This is a genomic window from Stappia sp., assembly GCF_040110915.1.
Taxonomy (GTDB): domain Bacteria; phylum Pseudomonadota; class Alphaproteobacteria; order Rhizobiales; family Stappiaceae; genus Stappia.
The window spans coordinates 3,126,548-3,143,187 of the sequence record NZ_CP157793.1; the positions used below are offsets into that span (position 1 = coordinate 3,126,548).

The 16,640-nt window shown below is 68.7% G+C and carries 17 protein-coding genes; 12 read left to right on the forward strand and 5 right to left on the reverse strand.

The features are described from left to right. The first annotated feature begins 81 nt into the window (after positions 1-81). The 7 genes from ABL312_RS13960 to ABL312_RS13990 all read left to right on the forward strand — a co-directional run bounded on the left by ABL312_RS13960 (position 82) and on the right by ABL312_RS13990 (position 7,202). Positions 82-1,377, forward strand: a complete 1,296-nt coding sequence (locus ABL312_RS13960) for a cytochrome P450 (RefSeq protein WP_349358010.1) — start codon at positions 82-84, stop codon at positions 1,375-1,377. A 42-nt stretch (positions 1,378-1,419) separates the two neighbouring features. After that, on the forward strand, positions 1,420-1,743 hold the full coding sequence (locus ABL312_RS13965) for a 2Fe-2S iron-sulfur cluster-binding protein (protein ID WP_349358011.1): 324 nt from the start codon (positions 1,420-1,422) through the stop codon (positions 1,741-1,743). Positions 1,744-1,805: 62 nt separating this feature from the next. Continuing rightward, the gene (locus tag ABL312_RS13970; protein ID WP_349358012.1) at positions 1,806-2,858 is read left to right on the forward strand and encodes a TRAP transporter substrate-binding protein; all 1,053 of its coding nucleotides are present in this window, start codon (positions 1,806-1,808) and stop codon (positions 2,856-2,858) included. Next, the gene (locus tag ABL312_RS13975) at positions 2,855-3,361 is read left to right on the forward strand and encodes a TRAP transporter small permease (RefSeq protein ID WP_349358013.1); all 507 of its coding nucleotides are present in this window, start codon (positions 2,855-2,857) and stop codon (positions 3,359-3,361) included. The genes ABL312_RS13970 and ABL312_RS13975 overlap by 4 nt, the downstream gene beginning before the upstream one ends. Before the next feature lie 124 nt (positions 3,362-3,485). After that, complete coding sequence (locus ABL312_RS13980) at positions 3,486-4,802, forward strand: TRAP transporter large permease (protein WP_349358014.1); 1,317 nt, start codon at positions 3,486-3,488, stop codon at positions 4,800-4,802. A gap of 26 nt (positions 4,803-4,828) precedes the next feature. Further along, positions 4,829-5,959 (forward strand): S-(hydroxymethyl)glutathione dehydrogenase/class III alcohol dehydrogenase, encoded by a 1,131-nt coding sequence (locus ABL312_RS13985; RefSeq protein ID WP_349361415.1) that lies wholly within the window; start codon positions 4,829-4,831, stop codon positions 5,957-5,959. Position 5,960: 1 nt separating this feature from the next. Further along, complete coding sequence (locus tag ABL312_RS13990; protein WP_349358015.1) at positions 5,961-7,202, forward strand: FAD-dependent oxidoreductase; 1,242 nt, start codon at positions 5,961-5,963, stop codon at positions 7,200-7,202. Positions 7,203-7,254: 52 nt separating this feature from the next. Here ABL312_RS13990 and ABL312_RS13995 read toward each other — a convergent pair whose 3' ends face one another. Continuing rightward, complete coding sequence (locus ABL312_RS13995; RefSeq protein WP_349358016.1) at positions 7,255-8,430, reverse strand: glycosyltransferase family 61 protein; 1,176 nt, start codon at positions 8,428-8,430, stop codon at positions 7,255-7,257. 322 nt (positions 8,431-8,752) lie between these two features. On the opposite strand from ABL312_RS13995, the gene ABL312_RS14000 reads away from it, so the two are divergent. The 5 genes from ABL312_RS14000 (at position 8,753) to ABL312_RS14020 (ending at position 13,377) form a co-directional block, all read left to right on the forward strand. After that, positions 8,753-9,649 carry a glycosyltransferase family A protein gene (locus ABL312_RS14000; RefSeq protein WP_349358017.1) on the forward strand — a complete coding sequence of 299 codons (897 nt, stop codon included), beginning with the start codon at positions 8,753-8,755 and terminating at the stop codon, positions 9,647-9,649. Between the two features lie 106 nt (positions 9,650-9,755). Continuing rightward, positions 9,756-10,526 (forward strand): glucose-1-phosphate cytidylyltransferase, encoded by a 771-nt coding sequence (rfbF, locus tag ABL312_RS14005; RefSeq protein ID WP_349358018.1) that lies wholly within the window; start codon positions 9,756-9,758, stop codon positions 10,524-10,526. 3 nt (positions 10,527-10,529) lie between these two features. Continuing rightward, positions 10,530-11,603, forward strand: a complete 1,074-nt coding sequence (gene rfbG / locus ABL312_RS14010) for a CDP-glucose 4,6-dehydratase (RefSeq protein ID WP_349358019.1) — start codon at positions 10,530-10,532, stop codon at positions 11,601-11,603. Further along, a complete protein-coding gene (locus ABL312_RS14015) occupies positions 11,600-12,844 on the forward strand; it encodes a class I SAM-dependent methyltransferase (protein WP_349358020.1) in 1,245 nt (414 codons plus the stop codon). Before rfbG ends, ABL312_RS14015 begins: the two co-directional genes overlap by 4 nt. Beyond that, positions 12,838-13,377: a dTDP-4-dehydrorhamnose 3,5-epimerase family protein gene (locus ABL312_RS14020; protein WP_374730135.1), complete on the forward strand. Its 540-nt coding sequence runs from the start codon at positions 12,838-12,840 to the stop codon at positions 13,375-13,377. The genes ABL312_RS14015 and ABL312_RS14020 overlap by 7 nt, the downstream gene beginning before the upstream one ends. 58 nt (positions 13,378-13,435) lie before the next feature. Here the strand turns inward: ABL312_RS14020 and ABL312_RS14025 are convergent, their stop codons facing one another. Genes ABL312_RS14025 through ABL312_RS14040 form a run of 4 tightly spaced genes read right to left on the reverse strand, consistent with a single transcriptional unit; the run spans position 13,436 to position 16,597 of the window. After that, a complete protein-coding gene (locus tag ABL312_RS14025) occupies positions 13,436-14,572 on the reverse strand; it encodes a methyltransferase domain-containing protein (protein ID WP_349358021.1) in 1,137 nt (378 codons plus the stop codon). Next, the gene (locus ABL312_RS14030; protein ID WP_349358022.1) at positions 14,572-15,405 is read right to left on the reverse strand and encodes a phytanoyl-CoA dioxygenase family protein; all 834 of its coding nucleotides are present in this window, start codon (positions 15,403-15,405) and stop codon (positions 14,572-14,574) included. Before ABL312_RS14030 ends, ABL312_RS14025 begins: the two co-directional genes overlap by 1 nt. After that, complete coding sequence (locus ABL312_RS14035; RefSeq protein WP_349358023.1) at positions 15,402-16,139, reverse strand: WbqC family protein; 738 nt, start codon at positions 16,137-16,139, stop codon at positions 15,402-15,404. The genes ABL312_RS14030 and ABL312_RS14035 overlap by 4 nt, the downstream gene beginning before the upstream one ends. Beyond that, positions 16,136-16,597 carry a GNAT family protein gene (locus tag ABL312_RS14040; protein WP_349358025.1) on the reverse strand — a complete coding sequence of 154 codons (462 nt, stop codon included), beginning with the start codon at positions 16,595-16,597 and terminating at the stop codon, positions 16,136-16,138. The genes ABL312_RS14035 and ABL312_RS14040 overlap by 4 nt, the downstream gene beginning before the upstream one ends. Positions 16,598-16,640 lie beyond the last annotated feature (43 nt).

Here is a 16,640-nt window from a genome sequence, read left to right on the forward strand (position 1 = left end):
ATTATGTTGACATGACAACAAAGACGGCGTTAGCGTCCCGTCCCAAGGCAGCCATCCGCTGCCTGCGAGGGAGAAAAGCCGATGACCGAGACCGCCGGGCCCGTGGCGGACCGCCAGCGCGCGCAATGCCCCATGCAGCACGCGAGCGCGACCCATGCCCCGTTCGCGCATGAGGGCATGCACGCCTTTTTCGCCGACATCCGCCCCGAGGTGCCCATCTTCCATTCGCCCGGGATCGACTACTGGGTGGTCACGCGCCGCGAGGACGTGCGCCGCATCCTCGCCGATAGCGAGCGTTTTTCCGCCGAAATCGCCACCCAGCCGATCTGTCCCTGGCCGCAGAGCGTCGCGGCCTATCTCAAGAGCCGGAACTTCACCAACGAGGCGGTGCAGGTCGCCTGCGATCCGCCGCGCCACACGCGCATTCGCAAGATCGCGGCCCGCTTTCTGAACGTCCGCCGCTTCTCCTTCTATGAAGACGCGTTGCGCGATCTGGTGCGCGGATATCTCGACCGTCTGGAGGCGGAACGCGCGGCCGGGCGGGACGAGGTCGATCTGGTCGACGCGGTCTTTTACGAGTTCCCCGCCCAGGCGGCCTTCCTGCTGCTCGGCGAGACGGACTTCGATCCGCGCACCATCAAGAAGTGGGGCGATCTGCGCCTCAACATGATCTGGGGCCGCCCCACCGACGCCGAGCTTGCCGAGGCGGCGGCCGATCTCGCCGATTTCTGGGATTACGCGGTCGCTCTGGTGAAGGCGCGCATGGACGCGCCGAAGGACGACTATCCGAGCTTCCTGCTGGCCGCGCGCGACGGCGACGACGCGACGCTGACGATCAACGAGATCAATTCGCTCGTCTTCGGCATTCTGCTCGCCGGTCATGAGACGACGACCAATGCCGCCGGCAACATGTTCCACGCGCTGCTGCGCCATCCCGACCAGTGGCGCAAGCTCCTGGACGACCCCGCGCTGATCCCGGCGGCCGTCGAGGAAGGCCTGCGCTTCGCGCCTTCGGTCGTCGCCTGGCGCCGCACGGCGCGCGAGCCCGTCACCGTGGCCGGCCAGGACCTGCCGAAGGGCGCCCGGCTGCTGCTGTCGATCGCCTCCGCCAACCGCGACGAGGCGACCTTCGCGCAGGGCGAGGCCTTTGACGTGACGCGGCCCAACCCGCGCGACCACGTGGCCTTCGGCAACGGCCTGCACACCTGCCTCGGCGCGCCGCTGGCGCGGCTGGAACTGCGCATCCTGCTGGAGGAAATGACCGCGCGCTTCCCGCACATGAGCCTGGTGCCGGATCAGCCCATGTCCTGGACGCCGACCCTGTCGTTTCGCGGACCCCAGGCGCTGCGGGTCCGCCTCGGCGGCGCGGCGGCCTAGCCGTCGGCCGACCCCGCAACGCCCGAACCAAGGAGAGACCACGTGGCCCGGATCACCTTCGTCGAGCCCGACGGAACCCGCAAGGAGATCGACGCCGTCGACGGCCGGTCGGTGATGGAAACCGCCATCGCCAACGACGTGAACGGAATCGTCGCCGAATGCGCCGGCTCCATGGCCTGCGCCACCTGCCATGTCTTTGTCGACGAGGCCCATTTCGCCGGACTGCCGGAGGCGGAACAGGCGGAGCGCGACATGCTCGACTTCGCCGCCGTGACGGCCCGCCCGACCAGCCGGCTGTCCTGTCAGATCGCGGTCGGCCCGCAGCTCGACGGCGCCGTGATCACCATCCCCGAAACCCAGGTCTGACACCCACCCCCAGCCAAGACGGAGCAAGCCCCGAAAGAGGGACAATCCGGGAGGAAACCGACATGAAACGCATTGCCGCTTCGGCCCTGACGGCCCTCATCAGCCTGACCGCGCTCGCGCCGCAGCCCGTGCGGGCCGAGGCCGAAACCACGCTGACCATCGCGTCCTGGGCGCCGCCCACCCATGTCGCCAACTCGCAGATGTGGCCGGCCTTCATCGAGCGCCTGGAGGAGATCACCGACGGCCGGGTGACGGCGGAGGTGAAGCTCGGCCTCGCCCCGCCGCCGGCGATGGCCGACCTCGTGCTCGATGGCGCCGCCGACATCACCTACATCTTCCACGGCTACAATCCCGGCCGCTTCGTCACCGCCCAGCTTGCCGAGCTTCCCGGCGTGGAGGGGACGGCGGAGGCTGTTTCCGCCGCCTATTGGGACGTCTGGCGCGATCATCTGGCGGCCGCCGGCGAGCAGCGCGAGTTCAAGACGCTGGCCATGTTCACCCATGGCCCCGCGCAACTGCATCTGGCCGATCCGATCTCCGGGCTCGCCGATGTGGAGGGGCTGAAGCTGCGTTCGCCGGGCGGGGTCGGCGCGCAGGTGCTCTCCGCCCTCGGCGGCATCGGCATCCAGGTGCCGGCCACCAAGGTCTATGAAACCCTCTCCGCGCGCGCCGCCGACGGCGTCACCATGAACATCGACAGCCGTCTCGGCTTCAAGCTCGACGAGGTGGCCCCGGTGATGTTCGAGGTCCCGGGCGGGCTCTACCGCGGCTCCTTCGCCGTCCTCATGAACCGCGACCGCTGGGAGGCCCTGCCCGAGGACATCCGCGAAAAACTCGACGCCGAGCTGGTCGGCGCGCCGTTGAGCCGGCTGTTCGGCAAGCTGTGGGACGGCGGCGACGCCGTCGCACGGGAAAGCACGCAGGCCAACAGCGGCCCGATCCTTGTCGCCAGCGAGGAGGATCTCGCCCTCTTCGCTCCAATCGTGACGCAAGCGCGCGAGGAGGTTCTGGCGCGCATCGCCGAGAAGGGCATCGACGCGGCCGCCGCCAAGGCGCAGTTCGACCGGCGGGTCGCCCAGGTAATGGCCGAGACCGGCGACGGGGATCGCGAATGATCGCGAGCCCGATCGCGAAGCTGATCGCGAACGTGGTGCGCCGCACGGCGCGCCTCCCCCTCGGGCTGGCGGCCCTCGCCCTCTTCGCGATGATGGGGCTCACCTTCGCCGACGTCCTGATGCGCAGCCTCGCCGACGCCCCCATCCCGGGGGCGGCGGAAATCACCGAGGTGCTGCTGGCGACGACCGTCTTCGCCGCCATGCCGGCGCTGTGTTTCCTCGACCGCCACATCGCGGTGGACCTGATGGACACGGCCATCCCGCCCTGGCTCGCCCGCTGGCGCGACGCCGCCGTGAACATCGTCTTCGGCCTGGCTCTGCTCTGGCCGCTCGAGAAATGCTGGGTCGCGGCGTTGCGCACGCTCGGCTACGGCGAGGTGACGCTCTATCTGCGTCTGCCCGTCGGCTGGATCGCCATCGGCATCGTGATCGGGCTTGGCGCAAGCGCGGCCGCGATGGTGCTCAGGGGCGTCCTGCTGATCGTGCGACCCCGGCTCGTGTAAGGCGCCGGTCGGCCTTTCCCCGTCGTCGCGTCCGCCAGCGTCGCACCCGTTTCGCTGGCCCGTCTTCGTTGACCGTCTTCGCTGGTCACATGCCTCCCCTTCAGTTCCGGAAGGTCGACATCGGATGGTTTCCGCTCTCATTGGCTTCGCCGTCGTGCTCCTGCTCGCCCTCATCAGGGTTCCGATCGCCTTTTCCATGGGGCTGGTGGGGATCGTCGGCTACGCGCTCCACACGAATATGTCCGCCGCGCTGTCCATGTCCGCCCGGCTCATCACCGACGCCGCGCGCGATTATGGCCTGTCGGTCATTCCGCTGTTCGTGCTGATGGGGCTCTTCGTCAATCAGTCCGGCATGAGCCGCGAGATCTACCGCGCGGCCTATGCCTTTCTCGGCCATTTGCGCGGCGGGCTCGCCATGGCGACGGTGGCCGCCTGCGGCCTGTTCGCCGCGATCTCCGGCTCCTCGCTCGCCACCGCGGCGACCATGAGCCGCGTCGCCATGCCGGAGATGCGCCGCTTCGGCTACGACGATGCGCTGTCGACCGCGACCATCGCCGCCGGTGGCTCGCTGGGCATCCTGATCCCGCCGTCGGTGATCCTCATCCTCTACGGGCTGCTGACGCAAAGCTCCATCGCGGCGCTGTTTCTGGCCGGCCTCGTGCCGGGCCTGCTCGGAATTCTGCTCTATCTCGGGGCCGTGGCCTTCGTCGTGGCGCGCCGACCGCAGGCCGGCCCCGCCGGCGAGCGCAGCGACTGGCGCGAGCGTCTCGCCGCGCTCAAGGGCGTGTTCGCGGTGCTCGGGCTCTTCGTCTTCGTGATCGGCGGGCTTTACGGCCTGTTCGATTTCGCCCCGCTCAATCTGACCTTCTCGCCGACCGAGGCCGCCGGCATGGGCGCGATGGGCACCTTCGCCATCGCGCTCTGGCGCCGCAAGCTGACCTGGCGCATCACGATGACCGCGCTCACCGAGACGGCGATGACCTCGGCGGCCCTCTTCGCCATCCTGATCGGCGCCTGGATCTTCTCCAACTTCATCAACATCGCCGGCCTGCCGGAGGCGCTGGTCGGCTGGATCACGGCCAACGACCTGCCCCCCATGGCGGTGATGGCCATGATCCTGCTCATCTACCTGCTGCTCGGCTGCGTCTTCGAGAGCCTGTCGATGATCGTGCTCACCGTGCCGGTGTTCTTTCCGGTCATCACAGCGCTCGGCTTCGACCCCGTGTGGTTCGGCATCGTCGTGGTGGTGGTGACGGAGATCAGCCTGATCACGCCGCCGGTCGGGCTCAACGTCTTCATTCTCAAGTCCGTGGTGCCGGATGTGGCCACCGCGACGATCTTTCGCGGCATCACGCCCTTCTGGGTCGCGGACATCCTGCGCCTGGCGCTGATCGTCCTGCTGCCGCCCCTGGTGCTCTTCCTCCCGCAAACGCTCAACTGATCGAGGTTTTCCCCATGCAAGCTCCCCTGCGCACGCGCGCCGCCGTCGCTCTGAAGGCCGGAGAGCCGCTTCAGGTCATGGACGTCCTGCTCGAGCGCCCCAGGACCGGCGAGGTGCTGGTCGAGATCAAGGCCAGCGGCATCTGCCACACCGACGAGTTCACCCTGTCGGGCGCCGATCCGGAGGGGCTGTTTCCCGCGATCCTCGGCCATGAGGGCGCCGGCGTCGTGCTGGAGGTCGGCGAAGGGGTGACGACGCTCGCGCCGGGCGACCATGTCATCCCGCTCTACACCCCCGAGTGCCGCCAGTGCCCGTCCTGCCTGTCCGGCAAGACCAACCTGTGCACCGCCATTCGCGAAACCCAGGGACGCGGCCTGATGCCGGACGGCACCACCCGCTTCTCGCTCTTCGACGGCACGCCGGTGCACCACTACATGGGGTGTTCGACCTTCGCCAATCACACGGTGATGCCGGAGATCGCGCTCGCCAAGGTGCGCCCCGACGCGCCCTTCGAGAAGATCTGCTACATCGGCTGCGGCGTCACCACCGGCATCGGCGCGGTGATCAACACCGCCGGCGTGGAAGTCGGCGCGACGGCCGCCGTCTTCGGCCTGGGCGGCATCGGCCTCAACGTCATCCAGGGGCTGCGCATGGCCGGCGCCGACATGATCATCGGCATCGACCTCAACGACGACAAGGCGGAGATGGCGCGCGCCTTCGGCATGACCCATTTCCTCAACCCGAGCCGGATCGACGGCTCCATCGTCCAGGCCATCGTGGATCTCACGAAGACGGAGGCCGACCGCATCGGCGGCGTCGACTACGCCTTCGACGCGACCGGCAATGTGGAGGTGATGCGCGCCGCGCTGGAATGCAGCCATCGCGGCTGGGGCGTCTCGGTGATCATCGGCGTGGCACCGGCGGGGGCGGAAATCAGCACCCGTCCCTTCCAGCTCGTCACCGGGCGCGTGTGGAAGGGCACGGCCTTCGGCGGCGCCAAGGGGCGCACCGACGTGCCGCGCTACGTCGACTGGTACATGAACGGCAAGATCGAGATCGATTCCATGATCACGCACACCCTGTCGCTCGACGAGATCAACCACGGGTTCGAGCTGATGCGCCAGGGAAAGTCGATCCGCTCGGTGGTGGTGTTCTGACATGCCCGCCGCCTCTCACGCCGCCGATGCCGGCACGCTTATCGTCGGGGCCGGCCAGGCGGGCCTCACTGTCGCCGAGACCCTGCGCAAGGGCGGCTACGCCGCGCCCGTGACGCTGATCGGCGCGGAAGCCGATGCCCCCTATCAGCGCCCGCCCCTGTCCAAGGGCTACCTGCTCGGCGACGTCGGACGCGACCGGCTCGCCCTGAAACCGCCGGAGTGGTTCGCCCGTCACGACGTGACCCTGCGCACGGGTCTGCGGGTCGCGGAGATCGAACTCGAAAGTCGCCATGTCCGCCTCGCAGACGGCGAACGGCTGGCCTGGCGCCATCTGGTCATTGCGACCGGCGCCCGCCCCCGCCCCCTGCCCGAGGCCATCGGCGGGCGGCTCGCCGGCGTCCACACCATCCGCGCACGCACCGACATCGACCGGCTGCGCGCGGATCTCGTCCCGGGCGCGCGGCTTTTGGTGATCGGCGGCGGCTACATCGGTCTGGAGGCAGCGGCGGCGGCCCGCACGCGCGGTCTGGAGGTCGTGCTGATCGAAAGCGCGCCGAGGCTGCTCGCCCGCGTCACGGGAGCGGAGACGGCCGACTGGCTGGCCGAGACCCATCGGAGGAACGGCGTCGACCTGCGGCTCGGCTGTCAGCTGGTCCGGCTTCACGGCGCGGATCGCGTGACGGCCGCCGAGTTCGGCGACGGCAGCCGGATCGCGGTCGACTGCGTGGTCGTCGGGATCGGTGCCCTGCCGGAAACCGCGCTTGCCGAGCAGGCGGATCTCGCCTGCGCGAACGGCATCCGCGTCGATGCGCGCGGGCGCACCTCCCGCGAGGGCGTCTGGGCCGCCGGAGACTGCGCGACCTTCGACCTGCCCGACGGCCCCTTGCGCCTGGAAAGCGTCGGCAACGCGGTCGACACGGGCGCGCTCGTCGCGCGCAACATCCTCGGCGCGGACGACGCCTATGCCCCCGAGCCCTGGTTCTGGTCCGACCAATACGCCACGAAGCTCCAGATCGCCGGCCTGTCGGCGCCGGGCGACGCGGTGGTGGTGCGCGATGTCGCCGGCGAGGGCCGCTCGCACTGGTACATCCGCTCGGGACGCCTGGTGGCCGTCGACGCGCTCGGCGCGCCGCGCGCCTACATGAGCGCCCGCAAGCTGCTGAAGGCGGGGCTGACGCCGCCGACGGACAGGATCGGCGATCCGAAAACCCCTCTCGGCGACCTCCTGGCCACCTGCCGGTGAGCGAAAAAGCAAGCGCGGCGACGCGCGTGCCGGAAGTCCCCGCACAAGCCCGTCAGACGCGGGCCGTCACCGCGCGGGCGAGACGATCGGCGCCCGCCGCGAAGGCCTGATCGTAATCGCCGGGTCCGCCGATGACATAGCGATAGTCGAGCTCCAGCTGGCGGGCGAGCCAGAAGTAGGTGCTCTTGATGAAGTTCTCGGGGAAGACCTCGATCACCCGCGTGCCCGGCCGGCAGAAGAGGAGATTGGTCAGGCCGGCGCCATGCACGGCGACGATCTCCTCGGCCCCGTGAAACGCGGCGACCTGCTCCGGGAAATTGCCGGCATGCGCGACGAAGGACCGGAACCCCGCCCGCTCCAGACCCCCGCGCACCTCGGCCGCGTCGGTCAGCCTGCGCAGTTTCGCCTCCCCCCGATCGAGATAGAGACGCGCGGTCGGCGGCGCGACCGGCGTTCCGCCGGCCGCCCAGTGGCGCTGAAGCATCTCGCGCAGGACCGTGGCCCGGGCCCGCGTCACCGGCATCCATTCATAATCGGTGCAAAGCGCCATCAGCCACAGCACCTCGGCGCCGACGATCTTTTCGTCGCGCGCAAGCGGCTTCAACGTCACACCGGGAAAGGCGGCGGCGAGCGCGGCGAGCGTTTCCGCCTCGAATCCGAAGAGCCGCGTCGGCACGACCAGCGTGATCCGCGCCTGCGGATCGCGTTCCAGATAGCGCAGCACCGGCATGAGCCCGTTGGCGAAGAAATGAAAGAAATGCCCGGTCCCGTCGAGCAGCACATGCGGCTCCGGCCCGGCGGACAGCGCGCGCAGGCGCGCCGGCTTGGCGTAATTCCAGTTGCCGGGGGACGCGTCGTAATTCACCAGGGCGCAATCGCGCCGGCGCACCACGCTGCGGGTGTGACCGAGGATCGCGCAGTCGGCCAGATACATCGTCTGATAGCGCATCGCGCCCGTGCCGGCCGCCGTTCCGCGCGTGTCGCCCGTGTCGGTGCGGGCGGCGGGCGCGAGTATGTCGCGCGCCTCCGCCGGCGAATGGCGCAGGACAACCGGCTCGCGCGCGTTTTCAACGACGTGACGCGCGGCCTCCTCGGCGCGCACCGAGCGCGCGGAAAAATGAACCCGGGCGACCAGCGACGGCGCAACCGCTCCGACCGCGCGCAGCACCAGCCAGCGCAGCCGACGACCGGACAGCCACGTCCGAAAGGCAGACTTCTTGCGGGCCATGAGGGTCTCGCATCACCGATGTTTCGCGCAAGGTCCTGCGCCGCCAGGGAGCGTCCGCGCCAGCGCGCGGCGCGTCGCGCGCGCGTTATGCACGCTCGCCGGCAGCCGGGCAAGCGAGCGGGGCGTCGCGGCGGCTTCCCCGAACCGCCATTTGATGCTAAGGCCTCCGCCGATCCGCCGGCGGGGCGTCCCGCCTTCGCGCCTGTCCGGTCCCGCGCGCGAGACTTCCACGCACGAGACTTCCGCGCACGAGACTTCCGCGCACGAGACGGGGGCACCGCCGTGCCCCCATCCGCCCAAGCGTCCCCGGAGCCAGAAACGCATGTCTGTGAACCCGCCCCGCGTCACGATCGGTCTGCCGGTGTACAATGGCGAGGATCTGATCGGCGAATGCCTCAAAAACATCGCCGAGGAGACCTACACGGATTTCGTCGTGCGGATCTTCGACAATGCCTCGACCGACCGGACGGGCGAGATCGCCCGCTCCTTCGCCGAGCGCGATCCGCGGTTCATCTATCACCGCAACCCGGAAAACGTCGGCTCGGCCCAGAATTTTCTCGATGCCCTGGCGGCCGCCGACACCGAGTACTTCCTGTGGCGCGCCGACGACGACCTGGCCTCCGCGAATTTTCTCGAGACCGCCGTCGGGCTTCTCGACGCGGCCCCCGACGCTGCATTGGCGGCCACGCATGTGCGCTCCGAACGACCGGGCAAGAACCGGGTGAAGGAGAGCGGCTACATCGCCGACTGGCCGGCACCGCGCGTGATCAATATCCTGCGCCGGATGTTCTTCAGCCATCCCTCGTGGATCTATGGCCTGTGGCGCACCGACCGTCTGCGGCACTACTACCACAACACCTGGGAGAGTTACCCCGTCGGCTGGGCGAACGACCATCTCGTCCTGCTGCATGTGATCCTCGACGAGGCGGTCGTGGGCAGCAACGCGGCCACCTTCACCCAGCGCATCGGCGTGCGCGCGAGCAGCACCCCGCCGACCAAGGTCCGGCTGCCGCTGAGCACGCAGATCGAGAACAAGCGCACCGATCTCGACCGCTTCCGCCCGTTGTGCCGGCAGGCGGTGGCCGACCGCGCGTGGAGCGGCGCGGAACGGTTTCTGCTCGACCTGCTGATCGACCGCTACGCCGCCAAGCGTGTCCGCTCCTCGGAGTTCAGGATCCTGAAGCTGAAGCTCCGCAGGGCGCTGCTGGGCCGCGCGTGAGCCGGCGGACACGGGTGCCCCGTCCCGATCCTCCCCGATTATGGGTGGCACTCGCCGGTCAATCCCGATAAGTATCCGCCAAACGCCACAGACGCTCTGGACCGTCATGCAAGCAGTCATTCTCGCCGGCGGGCTGGGAACCCGGATCTCCGAGGAATCCCACTTGCGCCCGAAGCCCATGATCGAGATCGGCGGCCGTCCGATCCTGTGGCATGTGATGAAGATCTTCGCCGCGAACGGCGTGACGGACTTCATCGTGTGCCTCGGCTATCGCGGCTACATGATCAAGGAATATTTCGCCAACTATCATCTCCACGCCTCCGACATCTCGGTCGATCTGTCGAAGGGCAGCATCAGCTATCTTCAGACGAATGCCGAGCCCTGGCGGGTCACGCTGGTGGACACCGGCGAAAACGCGATGACCGGCGGCCGCATCCGCGCCATCCGCGACTACCTGAAGCCGGAAGAGCCGTTCTGCATGACCTATGGCGACGGCGTGTCGAACATCGACATCGCGGCGGAGATCGACTTTCATCGCGCCCACGGCAAGCCGGCGACCATCGCCAGCGTCGTCCCTCCGGGCCGCTACGGCGCGCTGGAGATCGACGGCGACACGGTGCGCCGGTTCGTGGAGAAGCCGGCCGGCGACAACGCCCGCATCAACGGCGGGTTCTTCGTGCTGGAGCCGTCCGTCGTCGACCTGATCGACGGACCGGCCACGCCCTTCGAGGGAACCCCGCTCGAAACGCTCGCCGCGCGCGGCGACCTGCGCGCCTTCCGGCACGACGGTTTCTGGTACGCCATGGACACGCTGCGCGACAAGAACCATCTCGAGGCCCTGTGGGCCTCCGGCAAAGCCCCCTGGAAGGTCTGGTGATCCATGGTATCCGGATCGCCCGCGTTCTGGCGCGGCAAGCGCGTGGTCCTGACCGGCCACACCGGCTTCAAGGGAGCCTGGCTGTCGTGGATGCTGTCGCGGCTCGGCGCCGAGGTCTTCGGCTATGCGCTCGCGCCCGAGGGCGAGGCGAGCCTCTTCGCGCTCTCCGGGCTTGACCGGCACGCACCGGGCACCCTCGGCGACATCTGCGACCGCGACCGTCTCGCCCGCGCCATCGGCGAGGCCCGTCCCGACGTCGTGATCCACCTGGCCGCGCAGGCGCTGGTGCGCCGCTCCTATGCAGCCCCCGAGGAGACCTGGCGCACCAACGTGCAGGGCACCCTTTGCCTTCTGGAGGCCCTGCGCGGGTGCGCCCCCTTCCCGCTGACCCTCGTGGTGACGACCGACAAGGTCTATCGCAACGACGAGAGCGGCCGCCCCTTTCGCGAAAGCGACCCGCTTGGCGGGCACGATCCCTACTCAGCCTCCAAGGCGGCCTGCGAGCTGCTGGTGGAATCCTGGCGCGAGAGCTACGCGGAGACGCAAGGCGCCGTGGTGGCGACCGCGCGCGCCGGCAATGTCATCGGCGGCGGCGACTTCGCGGAAGATCGCATCGTGCCGGACCTGTGGCGGGCGATGCGCGCCGGCACCCGGCCCTTGCTGCGCAACCCCGGCGCGACCCGCCCCTGGCAGCACGTTCTCGACTGCCTGAACGGCTATCTCCTCTATCTGGAGGCGCTCGGGAACGGCCGCGACGTGCCGCTCGCCCTGAACTTCGGCCCGGAGCCGGCGCATGTGCGCACCGTCGCGCAGATCGCCGACGGCATGATGCAGGCGCTCGATCTCACCGACGGCTGGGACCGGCCGGCGGACACCGGCCCCCGGGAGATGGGACAGCTCTCCCTCGACACGACCCTTGCCCGCGGCGCGCTCGCCTGGCGCGACCGGCTGGACGGCGACGCGCTGCTGGCGTGGACGGCCGACTGGTACCGCGCGCTCGCCCAAGGTCGCGACATGCACCAGCACACGCTTTCCCAGATCGACGCCTATCTCACGCTGGCGGACCGGACCCCATGACGACACAGCCCACCTGCCGCTTCTGCAAAGCCCCGCTCTCCACCGTTCTGGCCGACCTCGGCGAGACGCCGCTGTCCAACAGCTATGTCACGCAAGCCGATGTGGCGGCCGGGCGCGACCGGTCCTATCCCCTGGTCGTGCGGGTCTGCGATGCCTGCCATCTGGTTCAGGCCGACGAGGTGGTCGCCCACAGCGACATCTTCGACGAGGATTACACCTATTTTTCGTCCTATTCGGACTCCTGGGTGGCGCATGCGCGCCGCTACGCCGAGGCAATGACCGCGCGCTTCGCGCTCGGCCCGCAAAGCCGGGTCGTGGAGGTGGCGAGCAACGACGGCTACCTGCTGCAGCATTTTCAGGCCGCCGGGATTCCGGTGCTCGGCATCGAGCCGACGGCAAGCACGGCCGAGGCGGCCCGCGCCAGGGGGATCGACACCCGCATCGAGTATTTCGGCGAGGCCTTCGGCCGGACCCTGCGGGCCGAGGGCATCCAGGCAGACCTCATGGCGGCCAACAACGTGCTCGCCCATGTGCCCGACATCGCCGATTTCGCCCGCGGCTTTCCCCAGGTGCTGGCCGACGAGGGGGTGGCCACCTTCGAGTTCCCGCATCTGCTCAATCTGATCCGCCTCGTCGAATTCGACACGATCTATCACGAGCATTATTCCTATCTCAGCCTGCTGGCGGTGGAGCGCGTGTTCGAAAGCGCCGGCCTGCGCATCTTCGACGTCGAGCGGCTTCCGACCCATGGCGGCTCGCTGCGCGTGTTCGCCTGCCAGGCGCGTGCCGGCCACCCGACCACGCCGGCCGTTGCCGCGACGCTCGCCGAGGAGCGTGAGGCGGGCCTCGACACGCGCGCCGCCTATGACGGATTTCAGGACAGGGTGACCGCCTGCTGCGAGAGTTTTCGCGCCTTCCTCGCCGAGGCGCGCGCCGAGGGCAAGACCGTCGCCGCCTATGGCGCGGCGGCCAAGGGCAACACCTTCTTCAATGTCTGCGGCGTCACCGCCGAGGACATCGCCCTGATCGCCGACCGGAGCCACGCCAAGCAGGGCAAGCTGCTGCCGGGCAGCCATATTCCCATCGTCGCGCCGGAGCGCCTCAAGGCGCTGAAACCGGATTACGTGGTGATCGTGCCCTGGAACCTCGCCGAGGAAATCCGCGCGCAGCTCTCGGAGCTCGAGGCCGGCGGCACCCGCTTCGTGACCGCCATTCCGCAGACCCGGATCCTGCCGTGCTAGACTTCACGGAGACCGGCATCGCGGGGCTGGTCCGCGTCGAGACCGGCGCTCACGAGGACGCGCGCGGCGCCTTCATGCGGCTCTTCTGTCCGCAGGAATTCGAGGCGGCGGGCATCGTCTTCCCCTCCTCGCAGATCAATCTGTCGACCAACCACAGGCGCCACACGCTGCGCGGCATGCATTGGCAGGATCCGCCGCACGCGGAAGCGAAGATCGTGCGGGTGGTCGCGGGCGCCATCTTCGACGTGGTCGCCGACCTGCGCCCCGACAGCCCGAGCTACGGAAAATGGGAGGGATTCGACCTCTCCGCCGAAAACCGCCGCGCTCTGGTCATCCCGCAAGGCTGCGCGCACGGCTTCCTGACCCTCGCCGACGACACGTCGGTGCTCTACCAGATGGACCGGCTGCATGTGCCCGGCCAGGCCCGCGGCTTTCGCTACGACGACCCGGCCTTCGCCATCGACTGGCCCGCCGAGCCGGCGGTGATCTCGGAGGCGGATCTCGCCTGGCCGGCCTTCACGCGCGAAGCGTAAGCCGACAAGGCAGCGGGCGCCCCCTCGGTCCTCCAGCCCCCTCGGCCCTCCAGCCCCCTCAGCCCTCCAGATAGATCAGACGCGCGCCGGCCGGAATCCAGCTCTCGCTGTGCGGGAGGATGCGACGGGCGTGCAGCGGGTTGAGCCCGGCGAAGATCGCCTCGATGTCGTCCGGGCACGCCTCCGGCGTCAGCACCGGGCAGCCGAGATGCGTCTGTCCCTGCAGATGCGGGTTGCGGTCCAGGAAGCACACGGGCTTCTCGCCAAGCCGGCTGGCGATCAGCGTCCCGTAGAAGCCGGCCCCATAGATCGCCACCCTTCGCCCGGCGACCTCGGCGCGGGCGATGCCTTCCAGCATGCCCCCCCAGCCAGCGAGGGCCGCGCGCACAGAGGTTACGCATTCGGCGACCGCCGGCGAACCGTCGGTTTCGTCTCCCGGTCCCGGCCGCGCCACCACCACATGCGCGCCGCGAAAGCCTTCGGCGCGAAAGTCCATCGTCCCGAAGCCGGCCCGCGACAGGGCCGCGCGAAGGCTCGGCTCCGTGAAGTGGTTGAGATGATCGACCACCAGAAGGTCGCCCGGATTGGCGAGCGGATCGGGCACGGTGAAAAACAGCCGCCCCTTCGGCGCGAGGCACCGGCGCAGGGTCTCGAACACCGCCACCGGATCGGCGATATGCTCCAGCACGAAATGCGCGGTGATCACGTCGAACCGTCCGGCCCAGCGCTCCGGCAGGTCGTAGGTCGCCTGGTTGTCGGCCGCGATCCAGCCGTCCCAATGCGGGCAGTAGTCGCGGGACACGTCGAAGACATGCGGCTCCAGATCGGGCCGGGCGTCGACGACCTTCTTCAGCGTCGCCGCCTTGGCCGCGCCGAAGTCGAGAATGCGTGCGCCCTCAGGCAGGTCGAGTTCCAGCACGAGTTCGGCTTGCCGGTCCGTGCGAAACACGGTTGACCCGTCGCGTTGCTCATAGAGCTGATCGTGATCGTCCGACTGCAGCGAGATGCGATACTCGCGATCGTAGAAGGCCTGCACGTCGGGAAGATCCGGCGACTGCACGTGACCGCAGCCCGGACACACGCCGACCTCGGTTTCGGCCGCGATCAGCGTGGACAGGGAGGTCATGGCCGGTGCCGGTGCCCGAAAGTCGGGCGCCTCGATGCGGCTCTCGCAAATCCGGCAGATGCTGCTCATCAATCGGCGACCAGTTCGGGCAGGAGGGTTTCGAAGCTCTGTCCGGCGGCGAACGAGCCCTTCCAGCTCAACCTCACGCCGGTGGGATCGTTGAAGTTGAAATAGCGGAACTGCATGGACCAGCGCGGCATGGAGCCACGGTTGAAACCGGACTGGTGCAAGGTCAGGAAATCCATGACGATCAGGTCGCCGGGATTGGTCAGCGGCGCGGCGTGTTCGTAGCGCGCCAGACGCTCCTCCTCGCGGTCGAGACGCAGGGCATAGGCGCCGGACTTGCCCACGCCGCCGTCGTCGCGCCGAACGGGAACGATGCCCTCCTTGTGCGAGCCCACCGCAAGCTCCACCGGACCGAGATCCGCCGTGATCGGGATCAGGGGCGACCAGAACACCATCCCGTCCGGGCTGCGCAGCTGCGCGGGGAACTCCTGATGCCAGGCGGCGCGGAATTTCTCCTCGCCCGGAGAATCGATGCGGATGCCGTATCCACCGGCAGCCAGACCCGGCACCGCGTCGGGACGCAGGGCGCGAAACACCTCGGCGTTGCGCGGGTCGCTGACGAGGCTCATGAAACCCGGGATCTGCTTGACGGCATCATAGACCTCGCCGCCCCAGCTCCGGTTCGCCGCGGCCAGCGCGAGGTAGCCCGGCCCCATCGCCTCTTCCACCGTCTCGACCGGCGCATCGACCCCGTGTTTCCTGCAAAGGGTCTCGACGATCCAGCGCACACCCTGCCGGATCGGTTCGACCTGCCGTTCGTAGTCGTAGAACCCGGGAATGATCGTGAAGCCGTCCCGCTCGAAGGCGGTGCGATCCAGTTCGTGTTCCAGTGTCACGTCGTATCCTCCGCTTGAGCCTTCGCCATCTGCGCCTTGGCCTCCCGCCAGTCCAGGGTCGCCGGATTGAGATGGTCGCGCGCCTTGTCCCGCGAAACGCTCGCGATGAGATCGAGCCCCGTCACATAGGGTGTGAAGGGCGGCGGATCCTGCGGCCAGGGATGCGGGGCGTAATCCATGTAGCGGACGCTCACCCCCTCCGCCTCGAATGCCTCGTGGTCGATGTAGCCAAGGCCGCCGCGTCCAGAAATATACTCCGTGCCGCCCACCGCCTTGACCAGGCTCAAAACGCGCTCCCAGGACTGGCCCTCGACACCGAGCTCGGTGGAGGTCATCCGCGTCTTCGGCAGCACCCCGATCGCGGCCGCCGGCGCTTCCGCCGACTGCACCAGCACGTCGCACAAGGGGGCCGAATGGTCGAGTGCATCGAAGATGTCCAGAGCGTCCGCGACATGCGGCCGGCCGCGCAGCGCCTGCGCGATGAGCGCCCGATGCGCCCGATGCCAGTCCGCGCGACCCGCTTCCAACTCGCGGATTTGGCGAAAGCTGCCCTTCCCCTGAAGCGGAATGGACATCCACTTGACGCCCTGCGCGGTCTTGACCTGGACCCGGTTGGTGAAGCTGCCCTTGGAAAACTGCGCGTCGTCGAGCCAGATGAAGACATCGGCCAGCGCCATTTGCGCCAGGAACCCGGCCCAGGGGAAATACATCGGCTGGGAAATGACGACCTTCATCCCGCGTCTCCGCCTATCGCCTTTTCCATGAGATCAACGTCGTGAAATCGTTCGCCGTCGAAGTAGTGGTCGACCATCCGACCGACCGTGCGGAACCCGAGATCGGCATAGATCTTCCGCGCCGCCAGATTGTCCGACCGCACTTCGAGGAGGAGCTTGCGCAGATCGAGTGCCTTGCGCGCATGGTCGAGGGCCGCGATCACCGCGGCGCGCCCATACCCCTGACCGCGCCGCCGCGCGGCGATGGCGATGCCGAAACTCGCGTGACGCCCGGCGCGGTGAAGACCGGAGAACTGGACGTAGCCGACCCCGTGGCCGGCATCGTCGGTCGCCACGAGAAAGACGGTCTGCGTGTCCGCCATCTTGCGCTCAAACCAGGCTTCGGCCGGAGCGCGTTCGGCATGCGGATAGGCGAGCAGCAAATGCTGCGTCTCCACATCTTCGCGGATCGTGCGCATGACAGGAAAGTCGTCCGGCACCGGTTTGCGCAACCGAACCGCG